Genomic DNA, 25,897 nt, shown 5'->3' on the forward strand with positions numbered 1-25,897 from the left:
ATGAGCGAGCAATCCGCCATCCACGTCGACGGGCTCGGCGTGCGGTTCCGCCGGAACCGTCGGGGTCGCCGGAGTCTGAAGGATCTGTTCGGGGGCGCTTCGCGGCGCAGCCGCCCCAACGAGTTCTGGGCTCTGCGCGAGGTGTCCTTCCACGTGCGCCCCGGCGAGTCGATCGGGGTCGTCGGCCGGAACGGGCAAGGGAAGTCCACGCTCCTGAAGCTCGTCGCCGGAGTGCTGCTTCCGGACGAGGGGTCTGTCACCGTCGACGGGGGAGTGGCTCCCCTCATCGAGATCACGGGCGGTTTCGTCGGTGACCTCACCGTCCGCGAGAATGTGCGGCTCACGGCCGGCCTGCACGGCATGCCGCGCGCTGAGGTGAACCGACGGTTCGACGGCATCATCGAGTTCGCGGAACTCGAGGACTTCATCGACACGCCCTACAAGCACCTCTCGAACGGGATGAAGGTCCGCCTGGCCTTCGCGGTCGTCTCCGAACTCGACGAGCCGATCCTCCTCGTCGACGAGGTACTCGCCGTCGGCGACAAGGCGTTCCGGGAGAAGTGCTACGCGCGGATCGACAAACTCTTGGCCGGAGGACGGACACTCTTCTTCGTCAGCCACAACGAGCGCGATCTCCGGCGTTTCTGCGAGCGCGGGCTGTATCTCAAGAAGGGGCGCCTCGAACTGGATGCGAGCCTCGACGAGGTGCTCGACCGATACAACGCCGATTACCCCGCCTGAGCTCCAAAAGGGCCGGGTTCCGACCCGAGATCCGGAAGACCCTCAGGGTCGAGCCCGGGCGATTCCTCACCGCTGCGGAGGCGGGCGCGCCACGACCGGGACTGGCCGGCGCGCACCGCGCACAGCACGAGCATCAGCCACCCGAGGCCGGAGAGGGTGAACGACTCGAACATCGAGTCGATGAGCAGCGTCACGAGCATCAGCGGCGTCCAGGCGTAGACGACAGAGCGCCGCTCGCTCGCGTCGAGCCATGAGCGCACCAGCGCCGTGCTGCACAGCGCGAGGAAGATCAGCAGCCCCACCCAGCCCAATTGCAGCAGCACGTCGAGGTAGGCGTTGAGGCCGCTCGCGTGGTCGGCGTTCAGCACGTAGTTGAGCGCATTGAACGGCCACTCGGTGTCATCCCACGGGCCATACCACCCCTGTCCCTCGATGGGGGCGAACCGCACGTAGTCGACCATCGTGTTCCAGAGCGTCACGCGGGTGGAGAAGTCGGTGCCCGCGCCGAGGAATGCGACGATCGGATGCCGCGCGACGTATCCGATCACGAGCCCGACGATGACGACGCCACCGAGGAACCATTGCACCGCGCCGCGACGCTCGGCTCGTGTGTGCCGAACCCACGCGAGGGCGGCGACGGCGGCTCCCACGCCGACGGCGAGCACGAGCACGGTGGGGGAGTCGCTGAAGAACCCCAGCGCCCCCGCGAGCACCACCGACACGACCGACACGCCGACCCGGACCGACTGCGTGCGGTACTCGATGAGAAACGTCACAAGCGCCATGACGGCGACGAACCCGAGAAGGTTGCGCGTGCCGAAGATGCCCTGAATCGACCCCTCGGTGGCGATGTTGCCCTGCACGCCGAGGAACCGGAAGGGCACATCGAGGAGGATGCCGGAGAGGATCTCCAGGACGAGGGAGGCCCCCAGCAGCACGCGCAGCACATCGCCGAGCGCCCGCACGGTCTGCAGGGTGTCGCGCACGTGGCCGATCACGATCGCGAGGAACGCGATGCCGGCGAGCGCCACCCAGTTCCACCAGGTCTCCGAGGAATCCGAACTCCAGAACGCGCTGGCGAGCGCCCACGCCACGAAGAGCACCACCGAGACCGGCACCAGCCGCAGGAGCGAGATCTCGCGGCGCCGCGCCAGCAGCATCCCGAGCCCGAGCACGCACAGGCCCACGATGATCGTCACGTACGAGACGAGTCCGGCGGTGCGCTCGATCGCGAAGGAGGAGAAGACCGCCCCGAGGGCGGTCAGGGTATAGGCGCGCGCGAAGGGCGCCGAGGCCAGCAGGCCGGTCAGCCACGCGGTGCGCGCGGCCGGTGTCACGGCTCCTGCTTCATCAGCTCGCCCCGCTCGATCGCGAGGCGCTGCTCGATCGGCCCCTCGCCGATGTGCGGCGACTGCTTGATCTTGAACGCGAACATGACCACGAACATCCAGCCCCACAGCATGAGCGGATTCGACTCCGAGAAGCCCTGCACCAGCAGCACCGCCCCGGTGAGGGTCGGCAGCAGCGACAGCGCCGAGTAGGGCCGGTCGGCCCGCAGGTCCCAGCGCGGACGGTCGACGGCGAAGAACCACGACCGCCACACGAAGGCGAAGTAGGCGAGGCCGATGAGCACGAGTCCGATCACGCCGAGCTGGAAGAACACATCCACCCACATGCTGTGCGCCTGCATCACCGTCTGGTCATGATCGATGATCCACCCGTCGATGCGCGCCTCCCACGGCACCCACGGCGTGGAGTAGCCCCACCCCGCCCACGGGTGCTCGCCCGCACGCGTCAGCACCGCATCCCAGATCATCTCGCGGCCGGTCAGGTCGGAGTCGCGCCCCAGCGCGGAGAAGACCAGGTCGCGGCCGAACCACAGCGTGAGCCCGCCGCCCAGGCCGATCACCGCGTAGGCGACGTAGTACTTGGTGCGCTCACCCGGTCGCTTCGCGGTGCGCATCAGCAGCACGGTCGCCAGCACCAATGCTGCGCCGGCGAGGCAGAGGTAAGCGGTCGCCGAGCCGGCACGAAGAAGCAGGTAGCCCGCGAGCACAACCCAGAACAGCTGCCCGTGCCGCTTCGGCGTCTGCGACGCGTAGCGCACGGCGAACACGATGATCGCGAGCGCGGCGACGATCCCGAGCAGGTTCGCGTTGCCGAAGACCCCCTGGATGCGGCCGCCGTCGAACAGGTTGTCGCGCGACCAGTAGACGATCGGATCGACCCCCTCCGGCGCCTCCGCGAACTGCGGCATGACCGGATGCTGCAGCACGACCGACACGAACAGCTCGAACAGGAGGGACACCGACAGCACCCACTGCAGAGCGGACGAGATCGCGCGGACGAGTTCCTGCCAGGTGAGCACGCCCCCGACGAACAGGGCCTGGAAGGTCGTGAGAGCCAGGAGCGACCACGTGATCGCCGTCGCCGCCGGCCAGGCCGACCACAGCACCGACGCCGCCGCGAACGCGACGTAGACCAGTGCGTACCAGGGCAGGCGCCGCCATTGCACCGGCGGGCGGATCGTGAACCACAGCGCCACCGAGACCACTGCGGCGACAACGGTGATCACCGAGGCGATGGGCACGCCGAACGCGTTCGCCCACGAGACGCCGCCGATGGCGAGGGTCAGCACGAAGATGCACCACGCGCGCAGCAGCAGGTGACCGGTCTTCTCGCGGGCGGGGGCGGCCGGCGGCGCCGACACCGGGTGTTTCGTGTGGACGGCCATCAGGTGTTCAGGGTACCGGGATCGCCGGTGAAGACGCGGTGTGCGTCGCCCTAGTCTGGAGGCGTGCTGGTTCCCCTGACGAACACCCCCCGCGACTACGCCTGGGGCTCGACCGATCTCATCGCCCGCCTCGAGGGTCGCGACCCCACCGGACGGCCCGAAGCCGAGGTCTGGCTGGGCGACCACCCCGGCAACCCGGCGATCACAGCCGACGGCCGCACCCTCGACGCATGGCTCGCCGAAGAAGGCGGCGCCGCGGGAGCCCCGGCGAAGCTGACGTTCCTGATGAAGCTGCTCGCGGCCGGTTCGCCGCTGTCGATCCAGGCGCACCCGTCGAAGGATCAGGCCGAGGCCGGCTTCGCGCGGGAGGAGCAGGCCGGCATCCCGCGCGACGCGGGCCACCGCACCTACCGCGACGACAACCACAAGCCCGAGCTGATCGTCGCCGTCAGCGACGAGTTCCTGGCGCTCGCCGGCCTGCGCGCGCTCGCCGACACCCGCCGGCTGCTCGCGCTGCTCGGCCCCGCGGGCGCGGTGCTCTCCGCCCGCCTCGACGACACCAATGCGGAGGCGTCCCTTTCCGCCGTCATCGCGTGGCTGCTCTCCGGCGAAGCGCAGGATGAGGTCGACGCGCTGATCCGTGCGGCCCTCGACGCACCCCGCGGCGCCGGCTTCGACGCCGAGCTCGATCTCGTTGCGCACCTGGCGCACGCCTACCCGTCCGACCCGGGTGTGATCGTGGCGATGCTCATGAACCTCGTCTCGCTCGCACCGGGGGAGGGGCTCTACGTGCCCGCCGGCGTGCTGCACGCCTACGTCGCGGGGCTCGGGGTCGAACTCATGGCCGCCAGCGACAACGTGCTGCGCGGGGGTCTCACCCCGAAGCACATCGACGTCGGTGAACTCGTCTCGGTGCTGACGCCGTCGCCCGGCCCGGCGCCCCGCGTCGACGCGCACGAGGTCGGCGAGGGCCTGTGGCGCTATCCGACCCCCGCGCCCGACTTCACGCTGCGCCGGGCGGATGTGGGGGCCGACACCCCGGTGCGGGTGCCCGTCGCCGACACCGCGATCCTGCTCGCGACGGCCGGCGAGGTCACGGTCGAGTCCGCGGGAGACGACCTCGCCCTCACGCCCGGACGAGCCGTGCTCGTCACGCCCGACGCCGAAGGTGCAGTGCTGCGCGGTGCCGGCACGGTGTTCATCGCGTCAACGGGGTCCATCGCCGCACCCGCGGGCTCGGCCGCGTAGCCGCATCCGAGCGCCCGACTTCGTGGCCGCATCGTGATCTGCCGCGACACGCCGACGGCGCGTCGCGAAGCTTCAACCCGGGGGTGAGGCTTTACGATCTGCGACTTGACCGTGAGGAACTACACCTGTGTAATTATTCCCAACACGCGGACCGGCGTGGGGGGAAACCACGAGGTGGGAGAGCAAGATGACGGGTTACCGTTCCGGCGTTCCCGAGAATTGGTTCGTCGATCCCGTACAGCTCGGCGTGCCGGGCGTGCGACGTCCAGCCGAGACCGACGACGAGAATGCACTCGCGTGGCAGACAGACGCGCTGTGCGCCCAGACCGACCCGGAGGCGTTCTTCCCGGAGAAGGGCGGCTCGACGCGCGACGCCAAGCGCATCTGCACCTCGTGCGATGTGCGTGACGAATGCCTCGAGTACGCGCTCCAGAACGACGAGCGGTTCGGCATCTGGGGCGGCCTGTCCGAACGCGAACGGCGCAAGCTCAAGCGCCGCGCGAGCTGATCCGCCACTGCCGCCGCGGGATGCGGCGCTTCCGGCGCGTGCGCGCGACCCTCGTCGCGCCGCCCGCATAGGCTTACCTGGCCATGCCCGCCCGTGTCCATGCCCTCCTCGTGGTGCGCCCCGACGGTCGTCCGTCGGCCGCGTTCCACCTGCGGCGCACCCTCGCGGCGCTGAAGGAGCAGCGGCGCCCCGTCGACGCGCTGACGATCGTGATCTGCGGCGAAGACGCCGCCGTTCGTGAACTCGCGGCCTCATCCGGTGCGGAGTCGGTCATCACCGCCTCCGCCGGCACCTCCTTCGCCGCCGCCACCACCCTGGGCACCCACCGCCTCGACGGCGACGCGGTCTGGCTGCTCGCGCAGGACACCGCCCCCGAGCCCGACGCGCTCACCCGCCTCGCCGGCGCCCTCGAGCTGGCGCCCTCCGTCGCCTTCGTCGCTCCGAAACTCGTGCGGTGGGAGGACCGCTCCGAGATCGTCTCGCTCGGAGTGTCGATGACGGCCACCGGGCGCTCGGTGGGCCTCGCCGACGACGAGCTCGACCAGGGGCAGCACGACGTGACCCACGACGTGCTCGGCTCCGACGTGCGCGGCGTGCTGGTGCGATCCGACGCGTGGCGTGCCCTCGAGGGGATCGATCCGGCCCTCGGCGGCGCCGACGAGGGGCTCGATCTCGCGGTGCGCGCGCGACTGGCCGGCTCGCGCATCTCGCTCGTTCCGACCGCGCTCGTGGCCGTCGCCGGCGACGGGGTCGCGGGCCTGCCCGCCCCGCGCAACGGCCGAGCCCGGCGCCGCGGGGCGCGCGCGGTGCGCACCGCCCAGCTGCATCGACGCCTCGCCTACGCGCCCGCTCCGGCGGTGTTCCTGCACTGGCTCTCGCTGCTGCCGCTGGCCCTGTGGCTGTCGGCGGTGTTCCTCGTGCGCAAGCAGCCGGGCCTGGTCTGGCCGCAGTGGGCCGCGGCGGTCGTCGTCGCCCTGCGCGTGCCCGCGATCGCACGGTCACGCGGCCGCATCCGTCGCACCCGCCGGGCGTCGTGGGCGCAGATCGCCCCGCTGCGGTTCACCGGACATCAGTTGCGCCAGCGCCTGGACGAAGACCGCGGCGTGGTCGATTCCGCGCCGGTGCGCGGCGAGCTGGGCTTCTTCACCAAGGGCGGCGCGTGGCTCGTGCTCGCCGCTCTCGTGGTCTCGGTCGCCTCGTTCGCGAGCCTGCTGGCGTGGCCCGTGCTCGGCGGGGGAGCGCTGCAGCCCCTCCGTGCCACCGTCGCGCAGCTGTGGGCGGATGCGACCTTCGGCCTGCGCCCCCTCGGCTGGGAGACCATCGGCGCCGCCGACCCGTTCTCGGCCGTCATCGCCGTCATCGGCTCGCTGTCGCCGTTCGAGCCGTCGCACGCGATCGTCGTGCTGTGGATCCTCGCGCTGCCGCTCGCCGCCCTCGGCGGCTGGTTCGCGGCGGTGCGCGTGACCGATCGCGGTTCGCTGCGGGTGATGGTGGGGGCACTGTGGACGCTCGCGCCGATGTTCCTCGTGGCCCTCGTCGACGGCCGGCCGACCGCCGTCCTCGTGCACCTGCTGCTGCCGTGGCTGTTCTACGCCGGCTCCATCGCGCATCGCACCTGGGTCGCCTCCGGGGTGGCCTCGCTGCTGCTGGCCGCGGTGGTCGCGTGCGCTCCGTCGCTCGCCCCCGCCTTCGCCGTGGTGTGGACGGGCGCGATCATCCTGTCGGTCGTGATGCGCGGCGGAAACGGCGTCGCGCGGCTCATCTGGCTCGTCATCCCGACCGTCGTGCTCTTCGCGCCGTTGATCGTCGACCAGGTGCGCACCGGCGACGTGTTCGCCCTGTTCGCCGACCCCGGGGTGCCGTGGGCGGGCCCACAGGTGGCGGCCGATCCGGCCGGTCGGGGCTTGCTTGCCGCCGGCATCCCGACCCCGGACATGGCGGGGTGGCAGGAGTTCCTCCCCGGCGTCGCCACCTGGTGGGTGCCGCTGCTGTCGGCGCCGGTGGCGGTGCTCGCGCTCTTCGCCCCGCTCACCCAGCGCTGGGCCGCCGGCGTGACGCTGCTGGTGATCTCTGCGCTCGGATTCGGCACCGCCTTCGTCGCGGTCGGCATCGTCGTCATCTTCGACCAGGCGCTCACGATCGCCGTGTGGCCGGGGAGCGGGCTCAGTCTGGCGTGGATCGGCGCGGTCGGCGCGGCGGCGGTCGCCCTCGACGCCGGGCTCGCGCCACGGCTGTCGTCCGCCCGCGGATCGATCGCGATCGCGGCTGCGCTCGCGCTCGTGGTGCTGGCCGTGCCGTCGCTGACCGCCCTCGCCCGTGAGGCCAGCCTGCTCACCAACGGCCCCGAGAGCACCCTGCCGGCATACGTCGCCGCCGAGGGCCGCGACGACCCCGACGTCGGAACCATCCTGCTCACCCCGCAGTCCGACGGCGGACTGTCGGCCGAGATCGTGTGGGGCGGCAGCGAGACGCTCGGCGGACAGACGACCCTCCTGTCCACCCGCGCCGTGCCGACGGCGGCCGATCGCGAACTCGCCGACATCGCCGTCGATCTCGTGACCTCCACCGCCGACGACGCCGTCGACCGGCTCGCCGCGCACGGCGTCGGCTTCGTGCTGCTGGCGCCCCCGGCCGACCCCGACGCATCCGGCGCTCGCGAACTGCAGCTGTCGGCGACAACCGCGCTCGACCAGCGCAACGGCCTCGACCCGGTGGGCGACACCAGCAAGGGCGTGCTGTGGCGCGTCGCCGACGAAGTCGCGCCGCGCGCAGCCGCACCGGCGTGGGTCGCGCAGATCGCCGTCGTCGTCGGTGCCGCGCAGCTGCTCGTCGTCGTCATCGCGCTGCTTCTCGCGCTGCCGACCGCCGCATCCCGCCGTGGCGCGCGACGCACCTCGCGCATCGTCGGCCCGTACTGGCAGGAGGGCACATGAGCGACAAGCGCACCTTCCGCTGGGCGACCACCAGCGCCCGGATGCTCGTGGGCACCCTGGTCGGGATCGGCTTCGTCGTGGCCGTCGTCACCGCGGTGTCGGTGCCGTGGCCGCAGATCGACCGCACGGCGCCGTCGATCCAGGAGCGTCCCGCGGCGGAGGAGAGCATCGCCGCGTGCACGGGCGATCTGCTGGCCACCGGGCGCGACGTCGAGGATGCGGCCGGCATCGTCTCCGCCGCGGACTCCACCTTCACGCTGGGCACGAGCGAAGCCGACGCCGATCCCGAACTCACCGCGCTTCCCGCCCCCACCCTGGGCGAGGAGGAGAGCGCCGTCGCCCTGGTCGCGGAGCCCGACGGCGAGGACCGCGTCGACGTCGCAGCCGCCGGCTCCGCGACCGTCGCCGACGAAGACCTGCGCGGCTACGCCGCTTCCCCCTGCCGGCCGGCGCTGATGGAATCCTGGCTCGTTGCGGGATCCACCGCCACCGGCTCCGCCGACCTCGTGCTGCTCTCCAACCCCGGCGATGTCGCGGCGACCGTGCAGCTGACCGTCTACGGCGCACAGGGCGCGATCGAACCCCCCGGCGGCGCCGACGTCGTCGTGGCAGCCGGCAGCCAGCGGATCATCCCCCTCGCCGGGCTCATCCTCGGCGAAGCCAGCCCCGTCGTTCGCGTGACCGCCGTAGGCGCGCCCGTGCACGCATCCGTACAGTCCAGCATCACGCGGGGCCTCATCGCCGGAGGGGTCGAGCAGACATCCGCCGTCTCCGCACCGCAGACGAGCCAGGTCATCACCGGTGTGGGCGTCGCCGACGAGCCGGAGGACGACGAGCCCGGCACCGTGCTCCGCCTGCTCGCGCCCGTCACCGACACGACCGCGACGGTGCGGGTCACCGCATCCGACGCCCTGCAGTCGGTCGTGGTCGAGCGCACCATCGAGCTGACGGCGGGCATCCCGACCGAGGCGGAACTGGGCGGCCTCGAGGTCGGTCAGTACACCGTCGAGGTGACCGGTGAGGTCGAGCTGCTCGCCTCGGTGTGGCAGGCGACGGGATCGGGTGAGGCGGCCGACTTCGCGTGGTACATGCCGGCGCCCGAACTCGGCACGCCGAGCACGTTCGCCACGCCGGCGGGTCCCGAGCCGCAGCTCACCCTCGCGAACGTCACCGACACGGAGATGACCGTCGCGATCGCCGCGATCGACGGCTCGGACGAGCAGGAGGTCGTCGTCGCCGCGCGCACGTCGACCACGCTCCGGCTGACCGCGCGCATGGTCTACAGCATCGACGACGGCGGCGACGGCATCCACGCCGGCCTGTCTTTCAGCGGCGACGGCGCGCTCGCCGGTTACCCGGTGTGGCCGTCCGAAGCGGCCTCCGACGCGATCACCGTCTACCCGTGAGCCCGCAGGCGGAGGCTCAGAAGTAGCGGAACCGCTCGGGGCCGAGATCCCACGGATCCATGTCGAGATACTCCGCGGCCGCGCGGAACACGCAGCTCTCGATCATCATGCGCCGGTGCAGGTCGTCGTCGCGGTGCAGGTGGCTCAGCCGCTCGATGGGCAGTCGCCACACGATGATGCGCTTGCGGGTGGTGTCCACCGTCCACCGCGGAATGCCGCGATCACCGGTCTCCCCGGGCATGTCGCCGATCTCGAAGCTCACGTCGCGCAGGTCGTCCCACGCCGAGCGCAGGAATTCCGCCGCCGCACCGACGGCGAGGTCGAAACGCTCGATGCGGGTGTCGATGGGAGGCAGCGGCGGGCGCACGATCGGGCTGCGGCCCACGCGCCCGTGGCGGCCGTGGCGGGCGGGCCGGCGGGCCGGTGTCGCCGAGGGCTTCGCACGTCTCCACGCCATGGCCCCATCCTAGGTGCGCGGCGCGGCATCCGGATGCTGTCGGAACCGCTCACTAGGGTGAGACCGATGCGCGACAGACTCTGCTCCAAAGTGGGATGCGCCCGCGAGGCGGTGTCGACCCTGACCTACGACTACGGCGACCAGATGGCCGCCCTGGGACCCCTGGGTCGCGCGAACGATCCGCACGCGCACGATCTGTGCGCCGCCCACACCGATCGGCTGTCCGTACCGCGCGGGTGGGTCGTCATCCGCCACGAGACCCTGCAGGTGTGACCTGACCGCCGGTCCGCGTCGGCATGTGCCCGCAGGCGACGTGGGATGATGGAAGGCATGTCCTCCGACACCGCCGCGCCGACCCGCACCGTTCCCGATCACGCCGTCCGCGACCTCTCGCTCGCCGACGCCGGTCGCCACCAGCTGCGGTTGGCGGAGAACGAGATGCCGGGCCTGATGGCCCTTCGCGACGAGTTCGGCGCGTCGCAGCCGTTGAAGGGTGCGCGCATCGCCGGCTCCCTGCACATGACGGTGCAGACCGGGGTGCTCATCGAGACGCTCGTCGCGCTGGGTGCGCAGGTGCGGTGGGCCAGCTGCAACATCTTCTCCACCCAGGACGAAGCCGCCGCCGCCGTCGTCGTCGGCCCCGACGGCACGGTCGACGAGCCGCGCGGGGTTCCGGTGTTCGCCTGGAAGGGCGAGACGCTGGCGGAGTACTGGGACCTCGCCGACCGCATCTTCGACTGGTCGGCGGAGGGCTTCGACGGCCCGAACCTCATCCTCGACGACGGTGGCGACGCGACCCTGCTCGTGCACAAGGGCGTCGAATTCGAGAAGGCGGGTGCGGTGCCCGACGCCGTCGCGGGCGACTCCGAGGAGTACCGCGTCGTGCTCGAGACGCTTCGTCGCAGCCTCGCCCGCGACCCGCAGCGCTTCACGCGTATGGCCGACGGAATCCTCGGCGTGACCGAGGAGACGACCACCGGGGTGCACCGTCTCTACGAGCTGGCCGCATCCGATCGTCTGCTGTTCCCCGCGATCAACGTCAACGACTCCGTCACGAAGTCGAAGTTCGACAACGTCTACGGCATCCGCCACTCGCTGCCCGACGGCATCAACCGGGCGACGGATGTGCTCATGGGCGGCAAGGTCGCGTTCGTCGCCGGTTACGGCGACGTCGGCAAGGGCGCCGCCGAGGCCCTCCGTGGTCAGGGCGCCCGCGTCATCATCGGCGAGGTCGACCCCATCTGCGCGCTCCAGGCCGCCATGGACGGGTACCAGGTCGCGCGCCTGGACACCGTCCTCGGCGACGTCGACATCGTGATCACCGGCACCGGCAACCGCGACGTCGTGACGGCGGAGCACCTCCTCGGCCTCAAGCACCTCGCCGTCGTCGGCAACGTCGGTCACTTCGACAACGAGATCGACATGGCCGGGCTCGAGGCTCTCGAAGGCGTCGAGAAGGTCGAGATCAAGCCGCAGGTGCATGAGTGGCGTCTGCCGAACGGCCGCAGCGTGCTGGTGCTCAGCGAAGGGCGCCTGCTGAACCTCGGCAACGCCACCGGGCATCCCTCGTTCGTCATGAGCGCCTCGTTCACCAATCAGGTTCTCGCGCAGATCGAGCTCTACCTGCGCCCGGAGCAGTACCCCCTCGGCGTCTACGTGCTGCCGAAGGTGCTCGATGAGAAGGTCGCCCGCCTGCATCTCGCCGCGCTCGGTGTCGAGCTGACCGAACTGACCGAGGCGCAGGCCGCCTACCTCGGGGTTCCGGTCGAGGGCCCCTACAAGCTGGGCCACTACCGCTACTGACCCGCCCGGGGTGGTGCCGCAGGCCGAGCCCGCGCGGGTGCCGTTGCCGTGGTGCGCGCGGCCAGGGTGTTTCCCGCGGGCCGGGCCCACGCCGGGTGCGCGCCGCTGCCGTGCACGCGGCCCCGGCCTCTACGCCGCTTCCGCTGCATGTCCCACTTCCTGTCGGTTTGACGCCGAATGAGCACAGATAGTGGGACATGGATGCGGTGCGGCCCGGAGCGTGTCCCAGTTTCTGATGGTCTGGCGCCGAATGAGCGCAGAAAGTGGGACATGGGGGAGGGGCGGATGGGGGACGGACGGATGGGGCCCGGGGCCCGGGGGCCGGGACGCGGGGGCGGGCGCCGGAGCCGTCAGGCGCCGAGGCCGCGGGTGAGGCGGGCCACGCGCTGCGACTGCAGCTCCAGCGCGCGCAGCTCGCGGTCGCGGCGGACGGCGACGACGGCGCGCACGAACGTCTCCGGGTCGGCATGCGGCACGGGGGAGACGTGCGAGGCGGCCTCCTCGGCGAGTGACAGGGCGACGCGGCTGCGCGCGCCCGGCATCATGTGATCGGCCTGCCGCACGAACTGCGCCATGCGCCGGGAGAGGCCGGCCGGGAGGTGCGCCACGTCGGCGGTCTCGGCCCACGACAGGAGCGAGGATGGCACACCCGGTGCGGGCGCAGGCAGCGCCGGCGTGCGCGTGCGCTCCGCATAGGTGCCGGCCAGCAGGTCGCCCAGGCGCTGGGAGCGCGGGGTGAACGCGCCGACGACGGCGGCGAGCGCACCGAGGGTGAGCCAGATCTCCAGCACTCCGGTGAGGGCGCGGATGAAGGCCTGCCGGAATCCGGATGCGCCGCCGTCGATGCGCACGACCCGCGCGCCGACGGCGAGTCGGCCGAGACTGCGACCCCGCGTGGCCGTCTCGACCGTGGTCGGGATGACAACCATCACCAGCACGGCGACGACGATCGTCACGATGGGGAGCACGTCGGTGTCGAGCATCCCGAGGCTCCCGAGCCATCCGACGATCGCCACGAACAGCAGGAGCACCGCGATGCCGACGAGCACGTCGATCAGGGCGCTGAGGGCCCGCAGGAAGAAGCCGACCGGCTGCACGTCGAGAGCGACGGCCTCACCGGTGAGCACCTCGTCCTGGTGGATCTCGACCACGGTCGGCGCCGGCGTGCTCATGGGTACAGTTAACCAGGTGGACCTCGACGCCCTGACTGCCGCCCGGCGCGAGGAATGGGACCGTCTGGATGCGCTCAGCCGCACGCGCCGGCCCACCGGCGACGAGGTGGACGAGCTCGTCACGCGATACCGGTCGGCGAGCGCGGACCTCGCCGACATCAAGACCTCGGCCGGTCGCACCCCGCACGGCGACCACGTCTCGACGATGCTCTCCCGGGCGCGTCTGCGCCTGACCGGTGCTCCCGAGAACGTGCTGCGGCAGATCCCGCGCTTCTTCGCCCTGCAGCTGCCGGCGGCGCTCCACCGGCTGCGATGGACGACGCTGGTCATCGCGGTCGCCTTCGTCGCCGTGGGCGCGATCGTGGCGGCATGGGTCGCCGCCGACCCGGCGCTCGTCGCGAGTCTCGGACCTCAGGCGGCGCTGGAGCAGTACGCCGAGAACGACTTCGCCGAGTACTACTCCGAGAATCCCGCGGCGGTCTTCGCCGGCACCGTCTGGACCAACAACGCGTGGATCGCCGCGCAGTGCGTGATGTTCGGCATCACCGGCATCTGGCCGATCATGGTGCTCGTGCAGAACGCGGTGGGCGTGGGCACGGCCGCCGCGATCATGTTCGCTTTCGGCCGTGGTGACGTGTTCGTGCTCTACATCCTCCCGCACGGCCTGCTGGAGCTGACCTGCATCTTCGTCGCGGGGGCGGCCGGGCTGCACATCTTCTGGGCCTGGGTCGCGCCCGGACGGCGTTCCCGTGGGCAGGCGCTCGCCGAGGCGGGGCGCTCGCTGGCGACCGTCGCGCTCGGGCTCGTTCTGGCGCTCGCCGTCGCCGGTCTCATCGAGGGCTTCGTCACCGCGCAGCCCTGGCCGTGGCCGGTCAAGATCGGCATCGGAGCGCTCGCGCTCGGCGCCTTCGTGTTCTACATGGTCGTCGTGGGAGGGCGGGCCCGCCGTGCCGGGGAGACCGGTGACCTCACCGAGTACGAGGCCGGCACGCCCACCCTCTACGCGGGCTAGGAGCCGCCGACCTCGCTGTCGAAGAGCGCGCGATAGGCGAAGCCGGCGAGCACGGCACCCACCACGGGGAACAGAAGGAACACCCACAGCTGCACGAGCGCCTCGCCGCCGCCGTACACCGCCGTCGCCAGGGACCGCGCCGGGTTGACCGAGGTGTTGTCCACGGGGATGCTCACCAAGTGGATGAGGGTGAGCGACAGCCCGATCGCGAGGCCCGCGAATGTCGTGCCGCGGGTGGGGTGCGTGACACCGAGGATCACGAGCAGGAACAGCCCCGTGAGGATGATCTCGATGATGATCGCCGCCGGCATGCCGAACCCACCGGGCGAGAGCGCATCCCATCCGTTGCTGGCGAATCCGCTGTCCTGCGCGGCGGGCAGCCAGCCCGCCGGGCCGAAGAGGCCGATGAGCACCAGCACGGTGGTGGCGACGAGGCCGCCGACGATCTGAGCGCCGATGTAGGCGAGTGTGCCGCGCCACGGGAACCTGCCGGCGGCGGCCAGGCCCAGGGTGACGGCGGGGTTGAAGTGCCCGCCCGAGATCGGACCGAACGCGTAGGCGCCGATGATCACCGCGAGTCCGACGGCGAACGAGGCGGCGATATAGACGATCCCGGGGGCGAAGACGCGCTCGGCATCGGCGAAGTGGTTCGCGAACAGCGCTGTTCCGATGAGTCCGAAGACGAGCAGGAAGGTTCCGAACCCTTCCGCGGCGAGCTTGGCGCCGAGGGTCGGTCCGCCCGGCGGCGGGGTGTGTTCGAGGTCGGTGGGTGGGATGGATTTCTCAGGACGCGGATCGTTGCTCATCGCGCGCCTCCTTTCCGATGCGCTCAGGGTACTGGCAGGCCCCGGCGCCGACCAGAGCGCGCCACCTGCGCGACAGCCGCTCGTTGTTTTGAATATGTCAAAAGAACGGTAAGGTGGGCGGTATGACCAACCCGGATGCGCACGACGTCGACGCGTCCCTGCGCGGTGCCGGGCTGCGGGTGACCGACACGCGGCGCGCCGTGTTCTCCGCCCTCCACGGCGCCGCGCACATCGCGGCTGAACCGCTCTTCGATCGCGTGCGCGAGAGTCTCCCCGGTACGAGCAAGCAGTCCGTCTACAACGCTCTCGGCGACTTCGTCGAGGCGGGCATCGCGCGTCGGATCGAGCCGGCGGGCCACGCCGGGCTCTACGAACTGCGCGTCGGTGACAACCATCACCATCTCGTCTGCTCCCAGTGCGGACGCGTCGAAGACGTCGACTGCGTGACCGGCGCAGCGCCGTGCCTGCACCCGTCCGACACGCGGGGCTTCGCGGTGCACACCGCCGAAGTCACGTTCTGGGGTGTGTGCGCCCCGTGCTCCGCCGCAGCCGCATGACCAACGAAGACTTCCCCTCTCCGTCCACCCTCGTCCCCAGGAAGGAACCCCATGACGAACGCTGACGAGAACCCCGCCGGCATCGGCTCCGACACCGAGATCGACCAGTCGGTCACCGACATCGACACCCCCGAGAGCGAGCGCGCCGACGGCGAGACCCGACCGAGCCCGAACGACGCCGCCGCGGGTACGTGCCCCGTCCTCCACGGCGACCAGCCGCATCCGACCACGGGCGACGCGAACCGCGTGTGGTGGCCCAACCAGCTCAACCTCAAGGTGCTCGCGAAGAACCCGGCCGTTGCCAACCCGCTGGGCGAGGACTTCGACTACAAGGCCGCCTTCGAGAGCCTCGACCTCGCCGCAGTGAAGGCCGACATCGCCGAGGTGATGACCACCTCGCAGGATTGGTGGCCCGCCGACTTCGGTCACTACGGACCCCTCATGATCCGCATGGCCTGGCACAGCGCCGGCACCTACCGCATCACGGACGGTCGCGGAGGCGGCGGAGCCGGCCAGCAGCGCTTCGCGCCGCTGAACAGCTGGCCCGACAACGTCTCGCTCGACAAGGCACGCCGCCTGCTGTGGCCGGTGAAGAAGAAGTACGGCCAGAACCTGTCGTGGGCCGACCTCATGATCCTCGCCGGAAACGTCGCCCTCGAAGACATGGGCTTCGAGACCTTCGGCTTCGCCGGCGGCCGTGCCGACGTGTGGGAGCCCGACGCCGACGTGTACTGGGGCCCCGAGACCACGTGGCTCGGCGACGAGCGCTACAGCGGTGACCGCGACCTGGAGAAGCCCCTCGCCGCCGTGCAGATGGGCCTCATCTACGTCAACCCCGAGGGCCCGAACGGCAACCCCGACCCGATGGCCTCGGCGCGCGACATCCGCGAGACCTTCGGTCGCATGGCGATGAACGACGAGGAGACCGTCGCGCTCATCGCCGGCGGGCACACCTTCGGCAAGACCCACGGCGCGGCGCCCGACACCAACATCGAGGACAACCCCGAGGCGGCCGGCCTCGAGCAGCAGGGGCTGGGCTGGAAGAACAACTTCGGCACCGGCAAGGGCGATGACACCATCACCTCCGGGCTCGAGGTCACCTGGACCTACCACCCGACCCGCTGGGACAACGAGTTCTTCCACATCCTGTACGCGTACGAGTGGGAGCTCATGACGAGCCCCGGAGGCGGCCACCAGTGGCGTCCGGTGGACGGCGGCGGAGCCGACATGGTGCCGCTGGCTCACTCCGACGGGCGCCGCGAGCCCCGCATGCTCACGAGCGACCTCGCGCTGCGCACCGACCCCGAGTACGACCGGATCTCGCGTCGCTTCAAGGATGACCCGAAGGCCTTCGCCGACGCGTTCGCGCGGGCGTGGTTCAAGCTGACCCACCGCGACATGGGACCGAAGGTGCGCTACCTCGGCTCCGAGGTGCCCGCCGAGGACCTCATCTGGCAGGACCCTGTTCCGGCCGTCGATCACGAGCTGATCGACGCCGACGACGCGCGGGCCCTCAAGGCTCAGATCATGGATGCCGGGCTCACCGTCGCCGAACTCGTCGGCACCACGTGGGCCGCCGCATCGAGCTTCCGCGGCAGCGACAAGCGCGGTGGTGTCAACGGCGCGCGCATCCGCCTGGCCCCGCAGAAGGACTGGGAGGTCAACAACCCCGCCCAGCTGCAGAAGGTGCTGAGCGTGCTCGAGGGGGTCAAGGCCTCGTTCGAGGACGGCCGCACCGACGGCAAGAAGGTCTCGCTGGCCGACCTCATCGTGCTCGCGGGCAATGCCGCGGTCGAGAAGGCGGCGCGTGACGGCGGCGTCGACGCGGAGGTGCCGTTCCACCCGGGCCGCACCGACGCCAGTGAGGAGCAGACGGATGCGGTGTCGTTCGAGTTCCTCGAGCCGGCCGCCGATGGGTTCCGCAACTACTACGGCCCGAAGGCGACCATGCCCGGTGAGTACCACCTCATCGACAAGGCGAACCTGCTGACCCTGTCGGCACCGGGGATGACGGTGCTCGTCGGCGGGATGCGTGCGCTGGGTGCGAACTGGGACGGCTCGGATCACGGCGTGCTCACCACCCGCAAGGGCGTGCTGTCGAACGACTTCTTCGTGAACCTGCTCGACCTCGGCACGACCTGGAAGCCGCTGGACAAGGGCGGCCACGCGTTCATGGGCACCAAGGACGGCTCCGGCGCACCCGTCGGCGTCGGCACCCGCGCCGACCTGCTGTTCGGCTCGAACTCCGAGCTGCGCGCGGTCGCCGAGGTGTACGCGAGCGACGACGCGAACGAGAAGTTCGTGCGCGACTTCGTCGCCGCCTGGGGCAAGGTCACCGAACTCGACCGGTTCGACCTCGTCTGACACCCGAGTGATTCCAGGGCCCGTCACCGCTTCGCGCGGCGGCGGGCCCTGCTGGTGTGCGGGCTCTGCTGGTGTGCGGGTCCGGCGCCTACAGTCGGCCGGCGGCCTTCAGCGCGAGGTAGCGGTCGGCGATCCGCGGCGGCAGCCCCTCCGGGGTGTCGGCGATCGCATCGCCCCCGGCACGGGCGATGGCCTCCGCGACACGCGACGCCTCGAAGGCGCCGCGTTCCCGCGCCGCGGCCCGGTAGACGTCGACGACGTCCTCTCGATCCGGTCGGTTCCCGGCGCTGTCGGTGACCGTGCCGACGACCACCCGGGTGCGTGCCGTCAGTGCGGGCAGCGAGCCGAGGAACGCCCGCGCGCTGTCGACGTCGTCCTGCGCGGTGAGCAGGACGACCAGCGCCGGGCGATTGGTGAGGGCTCGCACCTGAGCATGCGCGGCGTCCCAGTCCGTGTCGATCAGCTGCGCCTCGACGCCCGCCATCGCCTCGACCATCGTCGCCAGCAGCCCCGGGCCGTCGACGCCGGTCACGCGTGCGCGGGTGACGCGGTCGAACATCACCAGGTGCACGTGGTCGCCCGCCCGGGCCGCGAGCGCCGCGAGCAGGAGCGACGCCTCCATCGCGGCGTCCAGCCGGGTGCCGTCGCCGACACGCGCCGCTGCCGTGCGACCGGTATCGATGACGATGACGACGTGCCGATCGCGCTCCGGCCGCCACGTGCGGAGCATCGTCGTGCCGGCACGCGCGGTCGCCCGCCAGTCGATCGAGCGCACGTCATCGCCGCGCACGTACTCCCGCAGCGAGTCGAACTCGGTGCCCTGCCCCCGCACCTGGATGCTGGTGTTGCCGTCGAGCTCGCGCAGGCGTGCCAGCCGCGACGGCAGGTGACGCCGAGAGGTGAACGGCGGCAGCACGCGGACCTCGCCCCGAGACGGGATCGCGCGCTGGCGTCCGGCGAGTCCGAGCGGCCCGTGCGAGCGCACCACCACCATCTCGCTCGCGAGCGTCCCGCGCCGGCGAGGGAGAAGCGGCACCACGAGGTCGCGCCGCTCACCGGGCGGGATCTCCAGCGGCAGACGCTCGGCGGGGGCCCCCGCCGTCGGCTGCCACGCATCGCGCAGCCGTCCGCGGATGCGGCGGGAGCCGGTGTTGGCGATCCGCAGCCGTACCGACGTCTGCGCACCGAGCAGGGTCTTCGCCGGTGCGTCGCGGGAGACGCGCAGCACCCGCGGAGAGATGGCGGCGGCCACATCCACCACCGCGAGAAGCGCGCACAGCATGACCCACAGCGCCGCCGCGACCCACGCGTCGACGCCGCCCAGAGCCGACGCCGCCACCACCGGAACGACGCCGACGGCGACCAGCAGCGACAGGCGCCAGGTGACGAACACGGTCAGACCGGAACGCGGGTCTGCTGCACGACCGAGGCCAGCACCGAGTCGACCGAGACCCCCTCGAGCTCCGCGTCGGGGCGCAGACGGATGCGGTGCCGCCAGGTCGGCACGAGCATCGTCTGCACGTGGTCGGGCGTGATGGCGGGATAGCCGCCGAGCCAGGCCCATACCTTCGCCGCCGCGAGGAGCGCGGTCGTCGCGCGGGGACTGACGCCCAGCTGCACCGACGGACTGCGCCGCGTCGCCTGCGCGAGATCGACCACGTAGCCGAGCACGTCGTCGGCGACGGACACCGCGGCAGCCGCCCGCTGGGCGGCGTGGATCTCGTCGACGGTGACCACCGGTGCGAGACCCGCGGCGTCGAGGTCGCGCGGAGAGAAGCCCTCGGCGTGACGGCGCAGCACGGCCACTTCGGCGTCGCGCTGCGGCAGGTCGACGATGAGCTTGAGCATGAACCGGTCGAGCTGCGCCTCCGGCAGGGTGTAGGTGCCCTCATGCTCGACGGGGTTCTGCGTCGCGGCGACGAGGAACGGGTCGGGCAGGGCGCGCGAGACACCGTCGGTGGAGACCTGACGCTCCTCCATGGCCTCCAGCAGGGCCGACTGCGTCTTGGGCGGCGTGCGGTTGATCTCGTCGGCGAGCACGATGTGGGTGAAGACCGGGCCCTCCCGGAACTCGAACTCGCCGGTGCGCGCATCGTAGACGAGCGACCCGGAGACGTCTCCGGGCATGAGGTCGGGGGTGAACTGGATGCGCTTGGTGTCCAGTCCGAGTGCGCGGCTGAAGGCGCGCACGAGCAGCGTCTTGGCGACGCCCGGCACCCCCTCGAGAAGGACGTGCCCACGGCCGAGCAGTGCGATGAGCAGGCCGGTCACGACGCCGTCCTGACCGATCACGGCCTTGCCGACCTCGAGGCGCACGCGGTTCATCGCCGCGCGCAGGTCGTCGTCGCGGGGGGTCTCGTCGGTCACGTGCGGGTCCTTTCGCCAGGGGTGTGCAGCCGTGCGCGCACGGCGGATTCGAGGCCGCGCAGGCGGTCGGAGAGCTCGACGAGCTGCCCGTCCGTGCGCGGAACGTCGTGGATCAGGATGCCGCGCACGGCGCGACGGTCGGCACCGAGCAGGTCGGCGACGGCATCGGCGACGCGATCGGCGGGGTCCCCGGGGCCGAGGCCGACCATGCCGGCGAGGCGGCGGACGGCGCCTCGGCGCAGCTGCGCCGCCGCGTGCGGGGCGTCGTGGGCGGCCGCATACAGCCGCCCGCGGCCCTCGTCGGTCTCGCCGGCCCGCACGGTGACCGGAAGGCGCTCGGCCACGAGGGGTCCGAACCGGCGCCCGCGGGAGATGCCCGCGACCAGGCCGGCAAGCACGAGCAGGGTGATCGCGGGGGTGACCCACGGCGGGGTCAGTTCGCCGAGCGTCGGGTCGGTGACCGGCAGGTCGGTGTCGCCGGCCGACGCGACGTACCAGACGACGCGCTCGTGCGCGCCGAGCAGCCCGATCGCGAGCGCCGCGTTGCCCTCGTCAGCCAGGGCGTCGTTGGTGAAGACGCCGTCGGCGTCGATGGCCGTGACCGAGCCGCTGCCGAGCAGGCCATATGCCTCTCCGTCGGGATAGCACGTCGCCTGCGCGCCACCGGCGCTGAACAATCCGCCGATGGTCGCGTCTCCGGCCCGCGCGGGCGTCGGCAGCGCGCACGCCGGAGCCAGCGTCTCGGTGGCGAAGCCGGTGGGCACGGCGCCGTCGAAGTACGCGCGCAGCACCCGCGATGCGGGGTCGCCGAAGACGGTGGCGGTTGCGGTCTCGACGAGGGACTCGACGGCCTCGTCGGAGAGGTTCGGGGCGTCGGGCAGGAACAGGGTCGCATCCTGTTCCTCGAGCAGATCCCGGGCGTTCCGCCATGAGCGCTCCACCACCACCTCGACACCGTTGTCCCTCAGCACCTCGGCCAGCGCGCGGGTTCCGCCGGGGCCTGCTGATTCGGGGTCGAGCGATCCGCGGGCGGCGCGCTCGCCGATGCCGGCGAGCAGCGAGCCGACGATCCCGACGACGATGAAACCGGCGGCGATCGCGACCCACGTGATCGCGGCGCGGCGCCTGCGGGGAGGTGAGGACGAGCTCACCGATGCGCGTCGGTTCGTCGCTGCGGGTGCGCTCACGCGGGCACCCCCGGAAGCACGGCGGGGCGGGATGCGGCGATCTCGTCGTCGAGGCGGGTCACGCTCGCGTACAGCTCCGCCGTACCGGGCCGGCGCAGATACCGCACGTCGTCGAACCCGTCGGCTGCGGTCTCGAGCGCGGCGGCGAAGTCGGGGAACGCCACGGCGGCCTCCCGCGCGAAGGCGTGCACCGTGGCGCCGGGTGGAGCATCCACGACGCCCCGTTCGGTCAGACTCCGTGCCAGGGCGCGGAAGCGCAGCACCACGGCGTCGTCCCACGCGCCGCGCGCCGCCGCCTCCTCGGCGTCGGTGCGCAGCCGGCGGGCCGTGCGGCTGTCGGCCTCGCCGAAGAGCACGGCAGAGGCGGGCGTGCCGCGGGGAGTCGCGCGGGGCACGCCCCAGATCACGAACGCCACGATGATCAGCACGACGACCACCGCGACGGCGACGATCGCGAAGACCGATTCGAGACCCGCCGGAAGCTCCGGGTTCAGCAGGTCGCCGAGGAACTCCGCGACCGCGCGGGCGAACAGATCGAACGGCGTCGGCTGCGCCTCGGCGTAGACGGGATTCGTCAGCTCCTGCTCCGCCCAGCGACGCGCCTCATCGGGGTCGGGCGTCAGCGGCGGAACTGCCGCCGTGAGGGCCTGCGCGAGGGAGCCTGCGGCGTGGATCACGACGGGCGGGAGCCGGGGGCGGAGCCGTCATCGTCGCCGGCCGCACGGTCCTGTCCCGAACCGCCCGGGTTGTGCGCGTCGCCGGCGGCGTCGGCGGGAGCCGGTGCGGCAGGGGGAACGTAGGGCGGAGGCGGTGTGATGCCCGGGGTGGGCTGGCCGGACGGCTGCGGATACGGCGCGGGGGCGCCCTGCGGCGGAGACCACGCCTGTGCCGGGGTCGCCGGTGGCGCGTACGGCGGCTGTGCCTCGGCGGCCGGTGCGTACGCCGGTGGTGCGTACGCGGGCGGTGCATACGGCTGCGGCGTAATCCATGCCGGGCGGGGTGGGGCCTCGCGTCCGATACCGATCCGGTACGGGTCGGGCAGATCCTGCTCCCCGGCGTCGCGCTTGTCGACGTAGGCGAGCAGATCGAGGTCGAGAGCCTCGTGCCGCATCCGGCAGTCGATGTAGATGATCGCCGCCGACGTGGACTGCACGACGACCGCGACCGCCTGCACGATCAATGTCAGGATCTGCGCCGCGATCGAGGTCACGATGATCGTCACGATCGTCGACACGCCGGGGTCGCCCGTGGGGGCGAAGAGGGTGCTCAGTCCGGTCCCGAGGAACGAGAACGGCAGGCTCACCACCTGGGCGATCGCGCCGAAGGTGAAGGAGATGAGCACGATGACCCCGAGTGCCGGCCAGAACCGGCCACGGGTCAGCCGCCACGAGCGCGCGAGCGCGGCACCGATGCCGGCGTTCTCGAGGATGATCGCCGACGGCACCAGCAGCAGCTTCACGCTCAGCCAGAGCACCAGCGGGATCGCGCCGAGGACGACGAGCACGCCGAGGGCGATCGCGATCGGAAGGGCGGCGAAGCCGATCAGCACGAGCACGCCGACGACCACGGCGATCAGCACCGACACGGCGAGAGCGAGCAGGAACGAGTAGCCGATCACGCGCCAGATCACCGGCTTGACGCGGCGCCACAGCATCCCCAGCGAAAGCTTCTCGGCGAGGGCGCCGTGGGCCACCTCGCTCACCACGACCGCCTGCACGATCACGCCGAGTGCCGCAGCGGCGAGGCCCAGCACGAACCCGACGATCGCCGTGATCGCGGTCGAGCCGATGAAGATGGCCTCGAAGTCGTCGCTCGACGCCGGCACGTTGTCCAGCCGCGAGAAGGTGAGCACGGCGACACCGCCGACGCCCAGGAGCACCAGCAGGTAGGCGACGGTCTGCACGACCAGGCCGAAGCCGAGCAGCACCTTGGGATTGTGGCGCAGGGCCGCGAACGAGCGACCCAGGATGGTGCCGAACGTGAGCGGATGCAGCGGGATGATGCCCGGACGCGATGCGGGCGTCCACTGGGGATACGAGGTCACGGTCCTCCTTGAGAGACGCTGCTCCCATCGTGTCACACGGGTCCGGCGGGCGACCCGTGCTGTTCACGGCACGCCGCTCGGCGAATGCACGGCTCATCTCGACTACTCTGGCGGGAGCGCTCGGGGGAGCGCCGACCCGGCATCGCCCCCACGGTGAGCAAAGGACGAACGCGCGATGAGTTCCCGCATCCTGGTGGTCGACGACGACACGGCCCTGGCCGAGATGATCGGCATCGTGCTGCGCACGGAAGGCTTCGACACGGTCTTCTGCGCAGACGGCGCCCAGGCCGTCGAGACGTGGCGCGCCGAGCGTCCCGATCTCGTGCTCCTCGATCTCATGCTCCCCGGCATGGACGGCATCGAAGTCTGCACGCGCGTGCGCGCCGAATCCGGGGTGCCGATCATCATGCTCACGGCGCGCACCGACACCGCCGATGTGGTCAAGGGCCTCGAGTCCGGTGCCGACGACTACATGGTCAAGCCCTTCAATCCGAAGGAGCTCGTCGCCCGCATCAAGACGCGACTCCGCCCGGCCTCGCAGCCGAGCGCGGAGATCATGCGCATCGGCGATCTGTCGGTGGATGTCGCCGCTCACGAGGTGCGACGCGGCGAGACGCCCATCCCGCTGACCCCGCTGGAGTTCGAGCTGCTGGTCGCACTCGCCTCCAAGCCCCAGCAGGTGTTCTCGCGCGAGATGCTGCTCGAGCAGGTGTGGGGCTACCACTACAAGGCCGACACCCGTCTGGTGAACGTGCACGTGCAGCGCCTGCGCGCGAAGGTCGAGATCGACCCCGACAACCCCAAGATCGTCACGACGGTGCGCGGCGTCGGCTACCGCGCCGGCGCCCTGGAGTAGGCCGCGTGCCCCCGGCGCGCACGGCTCCGGCGACGGGCCGCATCGCCATCGTCGACTGGCGGTCCTGGCCCGACCGCGTCACGGTGCTGTGGCGCCGTTCGCTGCGCTTCCGCACGGTCGTGCTGACCCTCGCGCTGTCGGCGCTCGCGATCGTCATCGCGTGCGTGTGGATGGCCCTGGCCATCCAGTCCGATCTCCTGGAGTCCCGTCAGCAGCAGGTGCTCGAAGACGCCCGGCGCGCGACGTCGGAGGTGCAGCGCACCCTCGACTCGGCTGAGCCGCAGGGGAGTCCCGCACAGCTGTCGACCCTCATGGGAAGCGTGCAGAGCGACCTCACGCAGCAGTCCGAGAGCGACTCGTTCGCGGTGTTCCGCGTGGGCCCGCCGTCCTCGATCGCCCCGCAGGACTTCACCTCGGGCGTCCTCGTCGACGAGGACATCATCTCCACGGCCCTGCGCGACCGTGTGCAGTCCGACCCCGACCTGCAGTGGTGGCAGTACGCGGGGCTCCCCGGCGCCGAAGGAGAGGTTCCGGGCATCATCGTCGGGCAGCAGTTCGAGATGCCCGACGTCGGCTACTACGAGCTCTACTTCGCCTACGACCTCGCCGCCGCATCCGAGACCCTGCTGTTCGTGCAGGCGACGCTCTGGATCGTCGGCGTGTTCCTGCTCGTGATGATCGGGGGGATCGCCTGGTTCGTGCTGCGCTCGGTCACCACGCCGATCGCCGAGGCGGCCGACACCAGTGCCAAGCTCGCGGCCGGCGAACTGAACGTGCGGCTCGACGTGCACGGCGAAGACGAGCTGGCGACGCTCGGGCGGTCCTTCAACGCCATGGCCGACAGCATCGAGTCGCAGATCAAGGAGCTGGCCGATCTGTCGCTCGTGCAGCAGCGCTTCGTCTCCGACGTCTCGCACGAGCTGCGCACGCCGCTGACGACGATCCGCCTCGCCGCCGACATGATCAACGACCAGCGGGACGAGTTCGATCCCGTCACCGCGCGGGCAGCCGAGCTGCTGAATGCGCAGGTGCAGCGCTTCGAGACCCTGCTGACCGACCTGCTGGAGATCAGCCGCTACGACGCCGGATCGGTGCAGCTCGAACTCGAGCCGACGAGCCTGGCGCACCTCGCCGAAGACGTCATCGCCTCGATGCAGCAGCTCGCCGACCAGCACGGATCCGATGTGCGGCTGGTCGCGCCGGGAGGATATTCCCCGGTCGACATGGACCCGCGGCGGGCGCGCCGGATCGTGCGGAACTTCCTCGGAAACGCCATCGAACACGGAGAGGGGCGACCCATCGTGGTCACCGTCGACAGCGATCAGCACGCCGTCGCGCTGGGAGTTCGGGACTTCGGGCTCGGCATGCGCGCCGAAGACGTGGATCGGGTGTTCGACCGCTTCTGGCGGGCCGATCCGTCGCGTACCCGCACCATCGGCGGCACCGGTCTCGGGTTGTCGATCGCTCTCGGAGACGCGCGCCTGCACGGCGGGGAGCTGGCGGTGTGGTCCGAGCCGGGCCGGGGGTCCCACTTCGTGCTCACGCTGCCGCGGCTGCCCGGTGAGACCGTCACCTCGTCGCCGATTCCCGTGGAAGCCGGTGACGACCAGTCGCCGGCCATGGATGCCCTCGGCCTCACGCAGCCGATAGACCTGCCGATCGCCTCGGGCGCGGACGCGATGGGGGAGCGATCGTGACGCGG

General features: G+C 71.4%; 22 protein-coding genes. 12 read left to right on the top strand and 10 right to left on the bottom strand.

Annotated features, from left to right (window positions below):
* Entirely contained in the window at window positions 1-741 is a 741-nt protein-coding gene (locus ACGG9C_RS02560) for an ABC transporter ATP-binding protein (RefSeq protein WP_288420035.1), read from the top strand.
* Here ACGG9C_RS02560 and ACGG9C_RS02565 read toward each other — a convergent pair.
* Window positions 729-2,078 carry an O-antigen ligase gene (locus ACGG9C_RS02565; RefSeq protein WP_286794223.1) on the bottom strand — a complete coding sequence of 450 codons (1,350 nt, stop codon included), beginning with the start codon at window positions 2,076-2,078 and terminating at the stop codon, window positions 729-731. The two genes, ACGG9C_RS02560 and ACGG9C_RS02565, sit on opposite strands and share 13 nt — an antisense overlap.
* The gene (locus ACGG9C_RS02570) at window positions 2,075-3,475 is read right to left on the bottom strand and encodes an O-antigen ligase family protein (protein WP_390178203.1); all 1,401 of its coding nucleotides are present in this window, start codon (window positions 3,473-3,475) and stop codon (window positions 2,075-2,077) included. Before ACGG9C_RS02570 ends, ACGG9C_RS02565 begins: the two co-directional genes overlap by 4 nt.
* A gap of 63 nt (window positions 3,476-3,538) precedes the next feature.
* On the opposite strand from ACGG9C_RS02570, the gene manA reads away from it, so the two are divergent.
* The 4 genes from manA to ACGG9C_RS02590 all read left to right on the top strand — a co-directional run bounded on the left by manA (window position 3,539) and on the right by ACGG9C_RS02590 (window position 9,570).
* The gene (manA, locus tag ACGG9C_RS02575; RefSeq protein WP_390178204.1) at window positions 3,539-4,723 is read left to right on the top strand and encodes a mannose-6-phosphate isomerase, class I; all 1,185 of its coding nucleotides are present in this window, start codon (window positions 3,539-3,541) and stop codon (window positions 4,721-4,723) included.
* A gap of 187 nt (window positions 4,724-4,910) precedes the next feature.
* Window positions 4,911-5,231 (top strand): WhiB family transcriptional regulator, encoded by a 321-nt coding sequence (locus ACGG9C_RS02580; protein ID WP_075807113.1) that lies wholly within the window; start codon window positions 4,911-4,913, stop codon window positions 5,229-5,231.
* Between the two features lie 83 nt (window positions 5,232-5,314).
* Window positions 5,315-8,164 (top strand): glycosyltransferase, encoded by a 2,850-nt coding sequence (locus ACGG9C_RS02585; RefSeq protein WP_390178205.1) that lies wholly within the window; start codon window positions 5,315-5,317, stop codon window positions 8,162-8,164.
* Window positions 8,161-9,570 carry a DUF5719 family protein gene (locus tag ACGG9C_RS02590; RefSeq protein ID WP_194383503.1) on the top strand — a complete coding sequence of 470 codons (1,410 nt, stop codon included), beginning with the start codon at window positions 8,161-8,163 and terminating at the stop codon, window positions 9,568-9,570. The genes ACGG9C_RS02585 and ACGG9C_RS02590 overlap by 4 nt, the downstream gene beginning before the upstream one ends.
* A 16-nt stretch (window positions 9,571-9,586) precedes the next feature.
* On the opposite strand, the gene ACGG9C_RS02595 is transcribed toward ACGG9C_RS02590, so the two are convergent.
* Window positions 9,587-10,027: a metallopeptidase family protein gene (locus ACGG9C_RS02595; RefSeq protein WP_071044746.1), complete on the bottom strand. Its 441-nt coding sequence runs from the start codon at window positions 10,025-10,027 to the stop codon at window positions 9,587-9,589.
* A gap of 66 nt (window positions 10,028-10,093) precedes the next feature.
* On the opposite strand from ACGG9C_RS02595, the gene ACGG9C_RS02600 reads away from it, so the two are divergent.
* A complete protein-coding gene (locus tag ACGG9C_RS02600) occupies window positions 10,094-10,300 on the top strand; it encodes a DUF3499 family protein (protein ID WP_194383502.1) in 207 nt (68 codons plus the stop codon).
* A gap of 57 nt (window positions 10,301-10,357) precedes the next feature.
* On the top strand, window positions 10,358-11,830 hold the full coding sequence (gene ahcY, locus ACGG9C_RS02605; protein ID WP_390178206.1) for an adenosylhomocysteinase: 1,473 nt from the start codon (window positions 10,358-10,360) through the stop codon (window positions 11,828-11,830).
* Between the two features lie 350 nt (window positions 11,831-12,180).
* On the opposite strand, the gene ACGG9C_RS02610 is transcribed toward ahcY, so the two are convergent.
* Window positions 12,181-13,002: an RDD family protein gene (locus ACGG9C_RS02610; protein WP_194383500.1), complete on the bottom strand. Its 822-nt coding sequence runs from the start codon at window positions 13,000-13,002 to the stop codon at window positions 12,181-12,183.
* Window positions 13,003-13,018: 16 nt separating this feature from the next.
* Here ACGG9C_RS02610 and ACGG9C_RS02615 point away from each other — a divergent pair, with 16 nt between their 5' ends.
* Window positions 13,019-14,014 carry a stage II sporulation protein M gene (locus ACGG9C_RS02615; RefSeq protein ID WP_194383499.1) on the top strand — a complete coding sequence of 332 codons (996 nt, stop codon included), beginning with the start codon at window positions 13,019-13,021 and terminating at the stop codon, window positions 14,012-14,014.
* On the opposite strand, the gene ACGG9C_RS02620 is transcribed toward ACGG9C_RS02615, so the two are convergent.
* Window positions 14,011-14,820, bottom strand: coding sequence for an aquaporin (locus tag ACGG9C_RS02620; RefSeq protein ID WP_194383498.1), 810 nt, complete (start codon window positions 14,818-14,820; stop codon window positions 14,011-14,013). The genes ACGG9C_RS02615 and ACGG9C_RS02620 overlap by 4 nt on opposite strands.
* 122 nt (window positions 14,821-14,942) lie before the next feature.
* On the opposite strand from ACGG9C_RS02620, the gene ACGG9C_RS02625 reads away from it, so the two are divergent.
* Both ACGG9C_RS02625 and katG read left to right on the top strand, forming a co-directional pair.
* Window positions 14,943-15,377 carry a Fur family transcriptional regulator gene (locus tag ACGG9C_RS02625; RefSeq protein ID WP_194383497.1) on the top strand — a complete coding sequence of 145 codons (435 nt, stop codon included), beginning with the start codon at window positions 14,943-14,945 and terminating at the stop codon, window positions 15,375-15,377.
* A gap of 51 nt (window positions 15,378-15,428) precedes the next feature.
* Complete coding sequence (gene katG, locus ACGG9C_RS02630; protein ID WP_228480782.1) at window positions 15,429-17,741, top strand: catalase/peroxidase HPI; 2,313 nt, start codon at window positions 15,429-15,431, stop codon at window positions 17,739-17,741.
* Between the two features lie 88 nt (window positions 17,742-17,829).
* Here katG and ACGG9C_RS02635 read toward each other — a convergent pair whose 3' ends face one another.
* From ACGG9C_RS02635 to ACGG9C_RS02655, 5 genes are read right to left on the bottom strand one after another with little or no spacing between them, the layout of a single operon-like run.
* A complete protein-coding gene (locus ACGG9C_RS02635) occupies window positions 17,830-19,134 on the bottom strand; it encodes a DUF58 domain-containing protein (protein WP_390178207.1) in 1,305 nt (434 codons plus the stop codon).
* A gap of 2 nt (window positions 19,135-19,136) precedes the next feature.
* Complete coding sequence (locus tag ACGG9C_RS02640) at window positions 19,137-20,066, bottom strand: AAA family ATPase (protein ID WP_390178224.1); 930 nt, start codon at window positions 20,064-20,066, stop codon at window positions 19,137-19,139.
* A 38-nt stretch (window positions 20,067-20,104) separates the two neighbouring features.
* Window positions 20,105-21,295 (bottom strand): DUF4350 domain-containing protein, encoded by a 1,191-nt coding sequence (locus ACGG9C_RS02645; protein ID WP_228480781.1) that lies wholly within the window; start codon window positions 21,293-21,295, stop codon window positions 20,105-20,107.
* On the bottom strand, window positions 21,292-21,972 hold the full coding sequence (locus ACGG9C_RS02650) for a DUF4129 domain-containing protein (RefSeq protein WP_390178208.1): 681 nt from the start codon (window positions 21,970-21,972) through the stop codon (window positions 21,292-21,294). The genes ACGG9C_RS02645 and ACGG9C_RS02650 overlap by 4 nt, the downstream gene beginning before the upstream one ends.
* Entirely contained in the window at window positions 21,969-23,339 is a 1,371-nt protein-coding gene (locus tag ACGG9C_RS02655; RefSeq protein WP_390178209.1) for a glycerophosphoryl diester phosphodiesterase membrane domain-containing protein, read from the bottom strand. The genes ACGG9C_RS02650 and ACGG9C_RS02655 overlap by 4 nt, the downstream gene beginning before the upstream one ends.
* Window positions 23,340-23,514: 175 nt before the next feature.
* Here ACGG9C_RS02655 and mtrA point away from each other — a divergent pair, with 175 nt between their 5' ends.
* Together mtrA and mtrB are read left to right on the top strand one after the other, a co-directional pair.
* A complete protein-coding gene (gene mtrA / locus ACGG9C_RS02660; protein ID WP_071045374.1) occupies window positions 23,515-24,195 on the top strand; it encodes an MtrAB system response regulator MtrA in 681 nt (226 codons plus the stop codon).
* A gap of 5 nt (window positions 24,196-24,200) precedes the next feature.
* Window positions 24,201-25,892, top strand: coding sequence for an MtrAB system histidine kinase MtrB (gene mtrB / locus ACGG9C_RS02665; protein WP_390178210.1), 1,692 nt, complete (start codon window positions 24,201-24,203; stop codon window positions 25,890-25,892).
* The last annotated feature ends 5 nt before the right edge of the window (window positions 25,893-25,897 follow it).

The organism is Microbacterium sp. MTN4-26 (assembly GCF_042846595.1).
GTDB lineage: Bacteria > Actinomycetota > Actinomycetes > Actinomycetales > Microbacteriaceae > Microbacterium > Microbacterium luteum.

What these genes read in the sequence shown, in the direction of transcription:
- ACGG9C_RS02640 (WP_390178224.1), bottom strand. Translation starts at nt 20,066, where the DNA reads ATGAACCGCGTGCGCCTCGAGGTCGGCAAGGCCGTGATCGGTCAGGAC.
- mtrA (WP_071045374.1), top strand. Translation starts at nt 23,515, where the DNA reads ATGAGTTCCCGCATCCTGGTGGTCGACGACGACACGGCCCTGGCCGAG.
- ACGG9C_RS02580 (WP_075807113.1), top strand. Translation starts at nt 4,911, where the DNA reads ATGACGGGTTACCGTTCCGGCGTTCCCGAGAATTGGTTCGTCGATCCC.
- ACGG9C_RS02570 (WP_390178203.1), bottom strand. Translation starts at nt 3,475, where the DNA reads ATGGCCGTCCACACGAAACACCCGGTGTCGGCGCCGCCGGCCGCCCCC.
- ACGG9C_RS02620 (WP_194383498.1), bottom strand. Translation starts at nt 14,820, where the DNA reads ATGAGCAACGATCCGCGTCCTGAGAAATCCATCCCACCCACCGACCTC.
- ahcY (WP_390178206.1), top strand. Translation starts at nt 10,358, where the DNA reads ATGTCCTCCGACACCGCCGCGCCGACCCGCACCGTTCCCGATCACGCC.
- ACGG9C_RS02590 (WP_194383503.1), top strand. Translation starts at nt 8,161, where the DNA reads ATGAGCGACAAGCGCACCTTCCGCTGGGCGACCACCAGCGCCCGGATG.
- ACGG9C_RS02625 (WP_194383497.1), top strand. Translation starts at nt 14,943, where the DNA reads ATGACCAACCCGGATGCGCACGACGTCGACGCGTCCCTGCGCGGTGCC.
- ACGG9C_RS02610 (WP_194383500.1), bottom strand. Translation starts at nt 13,002, where the DNA reads ATGAGCACGCCGGCGCCGACCGTGGTCGAGATCCACCAGGACGAGGTG.
- ACGG9C_RS02560 (WP_288420035.1), top strand. Translation starts at nt 1, where the DNA reads ATGAGCGAGCAATCCGCCATCCACGTCGACGGGCTCGGCGTGCGGTTC.
- ACGG9C_RS02595 (WP_071044746.1), bottom strand. Translation starts at nt 10,027, where the DNA reads ATGGCGTGGAGACGTGCGAAGCCCTCGGCGACACCGGCCCGCCGGCCC.
- katG (WP_228480782.1), top strand. Translation starts at nt 15,429, where the DNA reads ATGACGAACGCTGACGAGAACCCCGCCGGCATCGGCTCCGACACCGAG.
- ACGG9C_RS02585 (WP_390178205.1), top strand. Translation starts at nt 5,315, where the DNA reads ATGCCCGCCCGTGTCCATGCCCTCCTCGTGGTGCGCCCCGACGGTCGT.
- ACGG9C_RS02600 (WP_194383502.1), top strand. Translation starts at nt 10,094, where the DNA reads ATGCGCGACAGACTCTGCTCCAAAGTGGGATGCGCCCGCGAGGCGGTG.